Here is a 13053-nt window from a genome sequence, read left to right as displayed (position 1 = left end):
CCCCTTTCGATTTTAGTTGTGGATCACACTTGGGAAGAAGGGTGGATGTGTGATGTCTTGTACATTCCAGATCCAGCGGTCGGACTCACTGCTGTGGTTCCCGTACACATTCCCGATCAGCTGGTTGTCCTGGTTGGACGGGTGGAGGCTAACCAGGAACAAGCCGGTATCGGTGGGGATCATGATGTTGTTTTCCACCAGATTCTGAGTGGCATGATACTGCATGAGCAGCTGTCCCCCGTCCATGCCCATGGTGTCATTCCCGTAAAGGAGATTATGGGAAATGCGGGTGTGCGTGGTGCCGCCCCGTTTCAAATCGTAACCCCCGATTGAAATACCCGTGTAGCGGTTCCTGTAAACTTGGTTCCAGGCAATCTGGACCCGCGTCGTTTGTTTGCCGGGATGCTCACTGGCAATCTCGATTCCGAGGTCGTTATGATGGGAGATGTTGTGCTCGATGACCACATCCCTCCCTCCGTCCACATAGATGCCTCCGGCGGAGTATTCTTCATGGTAGGCAGGGTTGGAATGACTGCTGACGTTATACACATGATTGTCACGGATGATGCCTTCGCGCGCCTGATCGTATTCCTCAACCGGGGCGATCCCTTCAAAGCCGATGACATCGATGCCGATGTTATCTACATTCCGGATCGTATTCCCACTGATGAAGAATTCCTTCACATTGCCGTTCAACGTCATCGCTTCACTGAATCCGAGGGTCAGGTCTTCGAGGATATTGCCGGAAATCTCGATATCCTGGAGCGGTTCAGGTGCCTCTGTGCCATAGAAGGCGATGCCATGGGCGTTGCCGTTCGGATGGGTGGTAGTGATGTCGTGGATCCGATTATCAAGGATCCGGATGCCTGTCCCATTTCCTTCTACTAAAATACCGGACGGGGTGGGCTCTTCTTGATCGGTGGAGAGGCCACCCACATCGAGTCCCTGGATCGTGATATAGCTTTTATCGCGGATGGTGATGAGGCCGCCATCTGCAGATGCAGTCTCCCCGCTGATCACCGGGACCTCATCTTCATAGTGGGTGAAGCGGATCGGTTCTTGCTTTGTCCCGGAGTGCTTGATGTCTAGCCGTTCCGGATACGTGCCTTCCCTCAGGTAGACTGTGGTACCCGGCACGGCCAGTTTGCTTGCTTTTTTTAACGTCTTGAAGGGCTGTTCCTTTGTGCCGGGATTGCTGTCATCTCCATCGGGAGAGACGAACAAAGTGGACGGTCCGGCTGCTTCCGTGTGAAGAGGTAGGAAGCAACATAGGATGATGGCGATACTGAGGATCTGTTTCATAAAAACTCCTTGATGCTAATGGATTCAAGTGCCGTGACAGACGATCATGTTCGATGGGAGAGGGCCAATCGCTGTTGGGATGGTCGTGATCTGAATGTTTCCATTGATATTTTATTCGTTGCTTAACGTCTTTTAGAGAAATGCGTTCCAATCTTAATGGGATTGTCCCAGGCACACCTTTATACTATTCCTATTAACGATAAAGGAGAGGATCGGATTGCCAAAGAAATCGTGGAAAGAGTACTTTTTTGAGATTGTTCGATCGGTCATTTTCTACAAATAAGTCAGAGCTGTTTGATGTACCACGTATCCATGGTTCCATGCTCGGATCCATCCAAGGGTTCTGTCCGCTTGGTGAAGCCCAATCGATCGTACAGGGAGTTGGCTGCCTTCAGCTGTTCCATTGTTTCGAGATAGCAGTGATCATAGTGGTCTGAGGCGAATTCAAGGGCTGTGTTCATGAGCGCTTTGGCCACACCGAGTCCCCTGGCTTCCGGTGACACATAAAGCTTCTGGAGCTCACAGATCCGTTGTTCCCTATTGAAGGGGGCGATGCCGACCCCTCCCAGGATCTGATCCTGCTCGTTCACCGCGACCCAGTAACAGGCATCAGGCTGTTCACTATAGTAGCTTGATAGGTCGTCCAGATAAGGATCGAAGTAAGCTGTTCCAGGGATGTCGAGATGATTGGCTTCGAGGATGTCGCGGATGATCGCTGCCATCGGCTTGTTGTCTTTCTCTTCCAGTAAACGAATCTTCATGAGGACCTCCGATTGTGAATTTTTAGTATATTCATTATAGGAGAGTTTACGGAAGTCGGCAAGGCGGAGAAAAGGACGAGCGGCCAAGATCCAGGTGCTGAAACTTGAAGTGCGATGAGTGGGCTCATCCTCCCTGGGTGAATAGCAGCTTGATGCCGAACAGAATCAGCACCACACCGGTCGCACCCTCCATCCGCCGTTGGACAATCGGTGATAGGAGCCATTCACGGATGTAATGAAGGCAGATGACGTAAAGGATGAACCAGATTAAGGAGAGGAGTGTATAGGTGAGCCCCATAAGGAGAAACGATGCCATTGCCCGGTCCGTGTCTGTCACGAATTGCGGCAGGAATGTGAGAAAGAAGATCAGGACTTTCGGGTTCAGGAGATTGGAGAGCAGCCCTTGAGTAAGGGGAGAGCGCTTTGGTTCCACCTGTGCCCCTTCATCCTTATGTTTCCTCACCCATAGGGATTGGATCCCCAAGTAAATCAAATAGAGGGCGCCCACCCATTTCAACGTCTGGAACGCCCAGGCTGATTGGAAGAGGAGGGCCGATAATCCACAAGTGACGGCGATTGTATGACCGAGGGAACCGAGTGAAATCCCGACGGCCATCCAGATGCCGTCTCTTTTGCTTCCAGAAATGGTCCTTTTCGTGATCAGGGCCGTGTCGACGCCTGGGCTGATGACGACGAACAGGGTCATCAATAGGAATATGATCATGGTTCTCCCTCCTTGGTGGCTACTTTAGTTAAAAAATGTTAAATTTAATTTAACACGTAATGCATAAATAGACAATTATAATTTAAAATAATTAAATTTAATTTAAAGAGGTGTCACCATGGAACAAGACGAATTAGCGAAGAAGATCACCCAGCTCAGAAAAGAAGCGGGCAGGACGCAAACTCAGCTCGCTCAGGATGCAGGGCTCACGACATCCATGCTCAATCAGATTGAAAAGGGGAAGGCGACACCGTCCATCCAGTCGCTGAAGTCCATCGCCAAAGCCCTCGATACACCGGTGTTCACCTTCCTCATGGAGCAACACGATGCAAGCGAGCTGATTGTCAGGAAGGAAGAACGGAAGCAGATGATGATCGACGGGATCCACTACGAACTGGTGTCGCCGGACTTCACCAGCACATTGGTCACGGCCATCATGCGGCTATCCGCAGGGGCAGCATCTTCCGACTCACCGCTTTCCCATAGGGGGGAAGAAGTGGCCTTTGTCATGCAGGGGCCGATTGAATTGACGCTGGAAGGAACCACGCATATCCTTCAGGCAGGGGACAGCGTGAAGATCCCTCCTTTTGCCGAGCATATGTACCGAAATACCTCTCAAGAGGAGGTAAGTATCCTTTTCTCTGTAACGCCTCCTGCATTTTAATTGGTTGGGTACCTTCCGTGCTCTCTTAGGAATCTAAGAGGGTTTTTTGTATTTTCCAAAAAACTCCCACATATCTCTCCTAATTTGATATCGTTAGAATATACTAAATTTACAGATAAATACATAAGGGGGATTATTTGTGGGAAATGGGATTGTGTGTGAATCGGTGACGAAGGAATTCAAGGGGGATGGAATCGGGACCAAGGCGTTGGACGGGGTGGATTTGACGTTTCATGATGGAGAGTTCGTATCGATTGTCGGTACCTCGGGTTCCGGGAAATCTACCCTTCTCAGTTTGATCGGGACACTGGATGCACCAACTTCAGGAACCGTCATGATCGGGGAGAAAGATGTCCGGAAGATGAAGAAAAATGATCTGGCCGATTTCCGTTTTGAAACGATCGGTTTCATCTTTCAGCAGTTCCATCTTCTCCCGACCCTTACATCACTCGAAAACGTCATGGCCCCGTTGTTTTCCCGGAAGGTCTCTTACAATAAAAAAGAAAAGGCGATGGCGGTCCTTGAAAAAGTAGGGCTGAAAGATAAGGTGAATTCCCTCCCATCCCAGCTCTCGGGTGGTCAGCAGCAGCGCGTTGCCATTGCAAGGGCACTGATTCATGAACCGAAGTGGCTCCTTGCCGATGAGCCGACGGGGAATCTCGATTCGGAAACGGGAGAGGTGATCTTCGAAACCCTCTCAGCCCTTAACAGGGAAACGGGCTGTGGCGTCATCTTCGTCACACATGATCCCGCCCTTGCGGCGAAAGCGGATCGCATTATCGAGATGAAGGATGCCCGGGTGATTTCGGACAGGGCAGGCATGGCTCTATGATGAGGTTCATCTGGAACAGCTGGTGGCGGAATAAGGGGCGATTCATCCTGCTGTTGGTCGGGGCGCTCATCGTCAGCACGGGGCTCAGCTATCTGGTCGGGGTGACCCAGTCCAATTCGGGAACGGTCGTGGATGAACTGCAGCAACGCTGGAAGTCCTCCTACCATATCGTCGTCCGACCTGCCGATTCCCGCAGCGTGACAGAGGAGTTGAATCTTCTCGAACCGAACTACCAGAGCGGCTTATCCGGCGGGATCACCATGGAACAGCTGGAGACAGTGAAAGGGATCGACGATGTCGAGGTGGCGGCACCGATTGCCATGATCGGGTTTGTGGATAATGAAATCTGGATGGAAAAAGTGGCTCTTCAAGAACCTGGTATTTACCGCGTAGACTGGACAGAAGATTTGAATGACGGTGCCGGTGTGCGGAAAAACAAATCCAGCTACTATTATACGGTCGGCTGGAAGGTAGAAGGCCTGGATAGTGAATATGGAACGTTGAATTATTATGAGGATGAGAAGGTGCCTCTGGGGATCCTTTCAAATGTTATGCTGGCTGGTGTAGACCCGGAAGCTGAAGATGCCCTTGTCGGCTTGAAGGGAGCTGTCCTGGAGGGAGAGAACAGTTCCTATTTTGATGAAGCTGCCGAAGTCACCCAGACGGACCGTGGAGAAGGAAGGACGCAAACCAACATTCAGGTTCTCTTGAGTAACGTGGACTTTGTCGATAGCAAAACCACCTATACTTTTTCAAAGCTCGATGTCCCTTTTTCTTCAGTGGAAGAGCGGGACAAGACGATGGAAATGATAAAAGAGAAGGGTGGGGAGGAATACCTGGATACGCAAGAAGGGGAGGAAATCAGCACTCACTCGTTTACCTCGGAGGAGACCCATAAAGCGTATATTAAAAATATCCTGAATCCAAAACCCGATGGAGTTGAATTTTTGGATGATCCCTTTGTATTTTTCAAGGCATCTCCTGTTAATTATAAGCCGGTAGACAGTCCCTTCCCGGAGAAATGGCCGTTCGCTTATGAAGTCAAGCCATTTTCTATCCCTGAAGATTCACCGCTTCTGGAAAGTGAAGTCTACCGGGAAGTGAAACTTACGGGAAAGGATGTAAACGACTGGAAATATTTAAAACTTAACTTTAGAGGGGTATATGATCCTACCAAACTCGAAATCTCAAAGGATCCATTAACAGAGCTGCCGATGGAAACCTACTTCCCGGCAAAATCGACGTTGGTGATGGATGAGGATCAGAATCCTGTCAATCCACCAGCTGATATGAAGCCGGTAAACAACCCTTACGGATTCCTCACAAAGCCGCCGATGATGCTGACGACCCTGGAGGCCGCGGAGAAGGTGCTTGGGGAAGAGCCCGTTTCCTCGATCCGGGTCAAAGTGAAAGGCGTCGAAACCATGAATGATGTGAGCGAGAAACGCCTTCAAGCCGTGGCCGATCAAATCGAGAAGGAAACGGGTCTGATCACTGACATCACCCTCGGTTCCTCCCCTCAACCGGCTCTGACCCATGTCCCCGGTTTGAAAGGGAAGGAAGGAATCGGATGGGTGGAACAGCCGTGGATCAAGATCGGATCCTCCATGACGATCTTCAAGGAAGCGAAGGTCGGACTGAGCGCCATCATTGCCAGTGTGATCCTTGTCGCCATCGTCTATGTCTTCTCGTCTAACCTGATCATGATGTTCACGAGGAAGAAGGAATTCGCCGTTCTCCTTTCCATCGGTTGGAGACCGAATCAGCTGTCGAAGCTCCTGTTCATGGAAGCCATACTCCTCGGAAGCTTCGTTTCGCTTGTGAGCTGGGTCATCCTTGGGTACTTCTATGTGAGCTCAAGCGTTTCCACATCGATCGTGCGCTTTATCCTCATCGGTTGTTTCGGTCTTCTGATCTACCTCCTCGGTACGGTCATACCGGCCATCCTGGTGCGGAAGATCAAACCGTACGAAGCGATGAGGAGTGGTGAAATCACCGCGGTTGGTAGGCGGTTACTGCCCTCCTCATCCATTTTCACCATGAGTGTGAACCATTTTATCGGAACGTGGAAACGGAGCATCCTTTCCATTGTCTCCATCGCCCTTCCGACGGGTCTCTTCATCCTCTTCCTCTTCATCACTTTCAGACTGAAGGGGGTCATGTTTGCCACATGGCTCGGGGAATACGTCGCCATGGAAGTCGGGGCCATGCATTACATCGCCATGGGTGTCGCCCTTCTCATTGCCATTCTGACGACGACGGAGATCATCTGGCAGAACGAGTCTGAGAGGAAGCCTGAGATTGCCCTTTTGAAATCTGTCGGGTGGCAGAACGGTAAGGTCCGCAGGCTTGTCCTGTATGAAGGACTCCTCAGCGGCCTTGCAGCCGGCATCCTCGGCCTGGTGATCGCCATTACGGCCATCTGGAGGATTTACGGAGAATTCCCGATGGAGCATCTTCCGTTCATTCTGGCCTGCATCCTCATCCCGATCGCTACGGGTATGCTTGGGGCCTTATTCCCGGCAGCAGCGGCGGTCAAGGTCATGCCGTACCAGGCGCTGGGGGGAAGTGCCGATACTTCAGAGAAAACGGAAAAAGGGTTCAAAGTCGTCCTTGTGACAGGAGGCATCATCCTGTTTGCCGGCATGATCGCCGTGCTCGCAAATGCCGTACCTCAGGTCAGAGAGTCAGCATCGGAAAAGGTGGATCCTTCTACAGTGAAGGGGACGGATGGAGAGACGCAAAGTGTGTTCAAGCAAGAGGAGAAAAAAGTAAAACCTGAGGACAAAGACAGTGAGGAAGAACGTGATTCGCAGTCAATCGAGAATCAAGCCTGGAAAATCGCAGAGCTCGATGATGAAGTGACGGAGGATCAGTCCTTAAGGATTTTATTTAAAGAAGCTGAAGCAGAGGAGCCCATTAGCCCCGAGAACCCTGATAACCGGATCATTACATTGCAGGGGGAGTTTTATCTGGATGCACGTAAGGATGATGAATATTCAATTGATGATACAGAGTTCACCCTGAAAGGACTTGATCTTATGGATGATCAGAACAATGTCTACACACCTGTTCAAACAAACGTCCTTGAAAGGGAGAATTGGAACAATATCAAACTTCTAAAAGGAGGCCATGTCATTCTTCAACTAAGCTTTGAAGTGCCAAAAGACGCAACGCCACTCTACATGAGGAGGGCCACAAGCGGGAAGCCGCGACCTTACTTACTGATTGATTTGAAGGGGATGGGTGAGGAAGCAACAGAGTGATGGGAGTAAAGGTGGAACATAAAAAAGGGGGAGTATGTGTGAGGATCATGAATGTGGTAGAACTGTCGATAAGAGAATTCAAAGTAAATGAGAAGGATATCCAGATGATTACAGGGAAGGCAGGTGAGGCCTTATGAAGAAACTCATCCTTTCATTGGTCGGGGCACTCATTGTCATCGCGGGAATCAGCTATCTGGTTGTGGTGATGTCCGGTTCGGGTACGGATGAAAAAACGACAGGCGCCATCAAACAGGAAGAAAAGAGCAAAGAGAAAGAAGGGAACGAATCGCAAGAAGCATTGGCTGCCTTGGAAAACGGGGCTAATAAAGTAACATTGGGTGAAGCAAAAGAATCCGCTGACTATTCCATTGTAGTGGACCAGGCAGAACCTGTAGAAAAAATCGCTCCTGAGAACCCAGACAATGAGATCATCACACTTCAGGGGGAAGTGAAAATGCTTCCCAATGAGAATACACAAGGAACAGATGCCGATTCACCATTTGCCCTCAGAGGTCAGATTGTAATCGATGAAAACGGAGAAGAATACGAAGCCGTCCAAACGACATTTGTTAAAAAGGAACGCTGGAACAATGCGAATATTAAGCCTGATGGTCACATCATCTTTTTAAAGAGCTTTGAAATACCGAAAGATACGAAAGTCCTTTATTACAAAATGGATAAAAACGGAATGCTTTTGTCGGATCTGCTTGTTGATTTGGAGGCGTTGGATAGAGAATAAGAAGGCAGTTGCTTCAATGGACGGTGGTGTGTGGCACCATCGTCTTCATGTTTCAAGGAAGGGGTCCAATCATGAAAGAACAAGTCATACATATAGATGGTTACCGGGTAAGGATCAACACGTGGGGAGAAACATATCTGCCCACAATCGTATGCCTGCATGGCCTGGGAAACTCTAGTTTAAGTTTCCTCGAAATCGGTGAAGCGCTGAAGAGTGAATATCATATGGTTTCCATCGATCTTCCCGGCCATGGCCGAAGTGAAGCATTCAAATCAGAAGAAGAATACAGTATGACGGGTATGGTGGGGTGGATTCATGATGTTCTTGCGAAGCTTGGTGTCTCCGGGTTCTATTTCCTGGCTCATTCGTATGGAGCCGATATCGCCCTTCACTTTATGAAAGAATACGGTTCATCTGTGATCAGGACAATTCTCATCGACGGAGGCTATACAACCAAAAAGTCATTCTATGAAATCGTAGATGGCCTGGCACAGAGCCCGGACTGGAAATGGCCGAATATCAACTCGGTGGAAAAGGAAGTCCACTACACCACGGAGTCCTTTACGGCATTCGAATATCCGAGCTTAACGGCTTTCCTGGAAAACGAAGAGGCGAAAGCAAGCGAATGGTCGACGCTCAAACGAAAGGCTTCCGAAGACTATGTGAAGGAAGTGGATGGGAAAATAAAACTGATAGCGACACCCGAAGTAGCGACTGCTGCCATACGGTCCATGGCACAGTCACCCATCCGCGACCTTTATCAGGAGCTGGACAGTGAGAAGATTACCCTGCTGGTCGCAACCCTCCCCGCGGAATTCTCAGTTATCAATGAGGGCCTACTTGAAGATGTGAAACGCATGTCTGATATCACCATCAAGTACATCGAAGACACCACCCATATGCTTCATTGGGATGACCGTGAGGCCGTCGTGGGAGAGATCAGGCGGGATTTTAAATAGAAAAAGGGAGACGCTTGAGAGCATGTATCTCATGTGTCTCCCTTTTTGAAACAATCAGGATTCGTTACTGAAATCAATAATCCGGAGTGCGTTGCCACTGGGATCTTGATAGACGGCATATCGTCCTGGTGGGATGTCAAAGGGCTCTTTTAGGCAAGTTAGAGTATTATTTTTTTCGCGATGAAACTCATCCACGCTGTCCACTAGGAAAACCCCGCCTGGTCCAAGCTCTTTTTCGTCCTCTTCAAGTAAAAGTCTGATGGTGGAACCAGGAATGGTGAGGGCAGCTGTATGCTTCCCTTCCCGCCACGCTTCTTCGTACCCGAGTGTTTCACGGTAAAAGGTGAGCGCCTGTTTTAAATCGTCGACCGGATGATACAAGAAAACCATTTTCTCCATCACTGATCCCCCTAGTATAATTTGATTATGTATAACATAAGGTGATTATGTATAGCGTAAACGCTTTCTGTTGAGCTGTCAATGTGATAAACTGAATAGTATGAAAAAAGAATGGATGCCAATCGCAGGTACAAAAAAAGATACGTTGATGCAAGTGTCTCTGGAGGAGTTCAGCATCAAAGGTTTCGAGGGTGTGAATATCACAGAACTCGCGACCAAAGCAGACATGACCACAGGTGCGGTCTATCACCACTTCGGTTCGAAATTAACACTCTATACCGTAGTCAGGAGGGAAATGGAGCAACGGATTATTGATCGGATGGAGGGAGCGGCCGCACTATTCACCAAGACAGAAGAAGCCATGAAATCAGCCCTTCTGTCAGGATTAGTCTTTTCCGCCAAACAAAATATGTGCAAGCTCATGGGGGAAGAACAGCCTTTAGGAATGGAAGATCCCATCAAGGACTTTTTAGCAGAGCTCAACATTCAAGGGGAGCTACCCATCGAAATTGTGAGTGTTTCTGTGTGGCGTTCGATCCTAATGCAGATTAGCGAGGGTCAACTTACGGTCGATCAAGGGAAGCAACTGCTTGAATGGTTGTTTCGATAGGGAGGAACGGGATGACCATCACGTATCGGAAGGCGAGGGAGGAAGACGAAAATGAGCTGTTCAATCTGGCAGCAAAACTTGCTGCAAGTTTCAAGGTAGAGAGAGAAGCTTTCTCTCATGTGTTTCAGCAGGTTATGCAAAGCGAAAAGATGGAAGTCGTCGTGGCTGAAATGGAAGATGGGCTTGTCGGCTACGCTTACCTCCTTCACCACCCGGCCTTTTACGCCAATGGAACGATTAGTTGGGTGGAGGAATTGTATGTATCTGATGAATATAGAGGAATGTCAGTTGGGAGACAACTTATGGATGAAGCAGAGAGGCTTGCAGTGGAATGTGGGTCAAGGTTAATCGCCCTGGCTACAAGAAGAGCTGGAGAATTCTACGCTTCCATCGGATACGAAGAATCGGCTATTTACTATAAGAAGACATTCTGAAAGTAGCTGGAATAAATTTGAAACCTTTCTCGAGCAAGTTCGTATGTATAGTAAAGATGGATTCCACTCGACGAAGGAGGAAACCGATATGTGGTGGTTTGTCATACTGATTGTAGGGGTTTTATTGTTCGCGTTATTCATTGACTGGAGACGCAGGAGAAACAACAATAACCCTCATATCCCAACCGATCCGAATGCGAAGCCGGGAGACAGTTCGAATTATATGATGGGGGACAATCGACATACTGGAAGTGGCCAGTAGAGTTTATTTCTTCTCTTAATGGCTTGTCGATTTCGTCAGTTACTTAACGGACACCACTGGAGATAATGTTCGATTTTAGACTTGAATAAATGGAAATGTGACCGTTCCTTTCCGCTGCAGGCGCTTGCTTTCCGCGGGGAGGAGATCGAGCCTCCTCGTGCCTGCGGGGTCTCGCTTCTCCTCCTTTCCGCAGGAGTCAAGCGCCTTTCGCTTCAATGCACTCTTTGGTTTATAAGGTTGAGCGTTCGGTATGATACGAGTGATCAGGAGCAACTTTACATAGAATACTTATCAATCAATATCCAGATTGCAACTTCACGTTACATCACAGAGTGAAGTGCAGCGGAGGGAGTCCGACTCCAACGGGAAACAGCGAGTAGGGTGAGACCCCGCAAGAATGAGGAGGCTCACCGGGAGCCCCGTGGAAAGCGGACTCACGCAGCGAAACGGAACGTCCTGCATTAGAAATACTTAATAAGATAAGAGGGGGATCCATCATGACAACCGTTACCTTCACTGCCAGCACGGCAGGAGAAGATGCACGTATGGAGCAAACGTTCAGCCTTGAGGAACTGAATATTGATGAAAGTGGAACCAAAGAAGAAATCGCATATGCCATTCGAAGATGCTTTGAATCCTGGCTCATGGACTCTGTTTCGTTTTCCATTGTGGTAGATGGGCTGGACGTGGACGTAAGTGGGGAGCAGGATTAGCCGAACAGGGGGGAAGGGACTCCCTGTTTTTTTGCGTGAAAAAGCAAGATGATCATTTTAGTTAATGGTATATTTAAACAAAAAGGGTGTGGAATGGGGATGCGTTATGTTGCATTGGCCATGCTTCTAGTAAGTATCCTGTGCGGTTGCCAGCGTCTCGCGACGGTCGAAGTGGTCAACAATCACGGGGAGTTTCAGAATAGCGAAGGGTTAAAGACATTTGCAAAGAATGTCAAAGAGGGGAAATCCCAGGTCATCGTAGTTACGGGATCGAGGGTCAACGGGTCGTACATACCATGGACTATACGGGCAAGCAGATCGAGGTGACTCACAGCGTAGATGGTGAACTTATCGAAGAATATGTCTGTGGGAACTTCACGATTACAAAGGGGAACGACGGAGAGCATTATAGCTTGGAAGGATGCGATTTTGAGAAAGACGGAAAGCTTCAGCTCGCACCTGTTCAATGATGAAAGAAACGGAGAGAAGACAATATGACAGTTCAGAAGTTTCACAGGGCATTCGGCGTGTACGGAATTTATGCCAGGGACGGGAAGCTCCTGGTCATCCTGAAGAACGGGGGACCCTATATTCACCGTTATGATCTACCCGGGGGAAGTCTCGAAGACGGGGAGTCGCTGCAAGAGGCAATGAAAAGGGAGTTCCTCGAGGAAACGGGTGTGGAAATTGAAATCGAAGAGAACATCGGTGTGACGGACTTCAAGCTCCCATGGGAATGGCGTGGCTTCACCAATGTCCATCATATCGCTGTCTATTATTCTGTCAGGAAAATCGGTGGTGGAATCGTGGTGCCCGAGCAATTCGAGGGGCAGGATTCCCTGGGGGCTGTATGGGTGTCGGAAGACGATGTGTCCATGGAGAATGCGTCTCCGCTCGTGCTGAAGGCATTTGAGTGGCTGCGGACCGGCGGGCTTGGCGAAGCCGTTGTATATGATGAGTGGGAAGTGCTATCGGGGAAATAGAGGAGCTGGAGAAAGGGAGGAGGGAATGCCGATGACTACATTTTCAGCATTGGTACCCACTGCTGTTCGTCCTGCTGGTAGTCATTGCCGGGCTGATGATGAAGGTTTCCGTAGGGCGGGCTGTCACGCTGATGGTCATGGGCTTTTTCCTTTCCAATCTGGCCATCTTCATCCTGCTATCGGGAGCAACGGAACACATATCGGTGCTGAGCGGGATATCCTTTTCAGAAGTGGTTTCCGAAATGCTCGTTCCTTCGATGTACGCCTGTATATCCTTCTCTTGCTGATTGGGTACCTGGTGACCTGTTTGGTGAAACGAGGCATGCGGAGCCGGGGTGCCAGACAGTAAGGTGAACAGCATCATAGTAAGAGCTGGGACAAAAGTGTAATAGAGATAGTAAAACC

Annotated in this window: 17 protein-coding genes; 12 read left to right on the top strand and 5 right to left on the bottom strand. The window is 49.2% G+C overall.

The window, feature by feature from the left end:
- Positions 1 to 12 precede the first annotated feature (12 nt).
- The 3 genes from AF331_RS13305 to AF331_RS13295 form a co-directional block, all read right to left on the bottom strand.
- Positions 13 to 1302 (bottom strand): right-handed parallel beta-helix repeat-containing protein, encoded by a 1290-nt coding sequence (locus AF331_RS13305; protein WP_053428581.1) that lies wholly within the window; start codon positions 1300 to 1302, stop codon positions 13 to 15.
- Between the two features lie 284 nt (positions 1303 to 1586).
- Positions 1587 to 2063: a GNAT family N-acetyltransferase gene (locus AF331_RS13300; RefSeq protein WP_053428580.1), complete on the bottom strand. Its 477-nt coding sequence runs from the start codon at positions 2061 to 2063 to the stop codon at positions 1587 to 1589.
- A gap of 124 nt (positions 2064 to 2187) precedes the next feature.
- Positions 2188 to 2787: a LysE family translocator gene (locus AF331_RS13295; RefSeq protein WP_053428579.1), complete on the bottom strand. Its 600-nt coding sequence runs from the start codon at positions 2785 to 2787 to the stop codon at positions 2188 to 2190.
- A 118-nt stretch (positions 2788 to 2905) separates the two neighbouring features.
- Here AF331_RS13295 and AF331_RS13290 point away from each other — a divergent pair, with 118 nt between their 5' ends.
- From AF331_RS13290 to AF331_RS13270, 5 genes are all read left to right on the top strand, one after another.
- The gene (locus AF331_RS13290) at positions 2906 to 3451 is read left to right on the top strand and encodes a cupin domain-containing protein (protein WP_048016007.1); all 546 of its coding nucleotides are present in this window, start codon (positions 2906 to 2908) and stop codon (positions 3449 to 3451) included.
- A 139-nt stretch (positions 3452 to 3590) separates the two neighbouring features.
- Entirely contained in the window at positions 3591 to 4283 is a 693-nt protein-coding gene (locus tag AF331_RS13285) for an ABC transporter ATP-binding protein (RefSeq protein ID WP_053428578.1), read from the top strand.
- Complete coding sequence (locus tag AF331_RS13280) at positions 4280 to 7549, top strand: ABC transporter permease (protein ID WP_053428577.1); 3270 nt, start codon at positions 4280 to 4282, stop codon at positions 7547 to 7549. Before AF331_RS13285 ends, AF331_RS13280 begins: the two co-directional genes overlap by 4 nt.
- Before the next feature lie 133 nt (positions 7550 to 7682).
- Positions 7683 to 8288, top strand: a complete 606-nt coding sequence (locus tag AF331_RS13275; protein WP_053428576.1) for a hypothetical protein — start codon at positions 7683 to 7685, stop codon at positions 8286 to 8288.
- A gap of 71 nt (positions 8289 to 8359) precedes the next feature.
- The gene (locus AF331_RS13270) at positions 8360 to 9247 is read left to right on the top strand and encodes an alpha/beta fold hydrolase (RefSeq protein ID WP_160316544.1); all 888 of its coding nucleotides are present in this window, start codon (positions 8360 to 8362) and stop codon (positions 9245 to 9247) included.
- Between the two features lie 54 nt (positions 9248 to 9301).
- Here AF331_RS13270 and AF331_RS13265 read toward each other — a convergent pair whose 3' ends face one another.
- A complete protein-coding gene (locus tag AF331_RS13265) occupies positions 9302 to 9646 on the bottom strand; it encodes a VOC family protein (RefSeq protein ID WP_053428574.1) in 345 nt (114 codons plus the stop codon).
- Positions 9647 to 9746: 100 nt separating this feature from the next.
- Between AF331_RS13265 and AF331_RS13260 the strand changes: the two genes are divergently transcribed.
- The 7 genes from AF331_RS13260 to AF331_RS13245 all read left to right on the top strand — a co-directional run bounded on the left by AF331_RS13260 (position 9747) and on the right by AF331_RS13245 (position 12648).
- The gene (locus AF331_RS13260) at positions 9747 to 10256 is read left to right on the top strand and encodes a TetR/AcrR family transcriptional regulator (protein WP_053428573.1); all 510 of its coding nucleotides are present in this window, start codon (positions 9747 to 9749) and stop codon (positions 10254 to 10256) included.
- An 11-nt stretch (positions 10257 to 10267) separates the two neighbouring features.
- Positions 10268 to 10690: a GNAT family N-acetyltransferase gene (locus tag AF331_RS13255; RefSeq protein ID WP_053428572.1), complete on the top strand. Its 423-nt coding sequence runs from the start codon at positions 10268 to 10270 to the stop codon at positions 10688 to 10690.
- An 88-nt stretch (positions 10691 to 10778) separates the two neighbouring features.
- On the top strand, positions 10779 to 10952 hold the full coding sequence (locus AF331_RS22755; RefSeq protein ID WP_162838961.1) for a hypothetical protein: 174 nt from the start codon (positions 10779 to 10781) through the stop codon (positions 10950 to 10952).
- Between the two features lie 497 nt (positions 10953 to 11449).
- Entirely contained in the window at positions 11450 to 11665 is a 216-nt protein-coding gene (locus AF331_RS13250) for a hypothetical protein (RefSeq protein ID WP_048005537.1), read from the top strand.
- 48 nt (positions 11666 to 11713) lie between these two features.
- The gene (locus AF331_RS22190) at positions 11714 to 11992 is read left to right on the top strand and encodes a hypothetical protein (protein WP_160316543.1); all 279 of its coding nucleotides are present in this window, start codon (positions 11714 to 11716) and stop codon (positions 11990 to 11992) included.
- Entirely contained in the window at positions 11962 to 12135 is a 174-nt protein-coding gene (locus tag AF331_RS22440; RefSeq protein ID WP_160316542.1) for a hypothetical protein, read from the top strand. The genes AF331_RS22190 and AF331_RS22440 overlap by 31 nt, the downstream gene beginning before the upstream one ends.
- A gap of 24 nt (positions 12136 to 12159) precedes the next feature.
- Positions 12160 to 12648, top strand: coding sequence for an NUDIX hydrolase (locus AF331_RS13245; protein WP_053428571.1), 489 nt, complete (start codon positions 12160 to 12162; stop codon positions 12646 to 12648).
- Positions 12649 to 12691: 43 nt separating this feature from the next.
- Here the strand turns inward: AF331_RS13245 and AF331_RS22185 are convergent, their stop codons facing one another.
- Positions 12692 to 13009: a hypothetical protein gene (locus AF331_RS22185; protein ID WP_152915640.1), complete on the bottom strand. Its 318-nt coding sequence runs from the start codon at positions 13007 to 13009 to the stop codon at positions 12692 to 12694.
- Positions 13010 to 13053: the final 44 nt, after the last annotated feature.

This window comes from Rossellomorea marisflavi, from assembly GCF_001274775.1.
Lineage (GTDB): Bacteria > Bacillota > Bacilli > Bacillales > Bacillaceae_B > Rossellomorea > Rossellomorea marisflavi.
The sequence above is the reverse complement of the archived record's forward strand: the minus strand, read 5'-3'. Positions and strand labels throughout refer to the sequence as shown.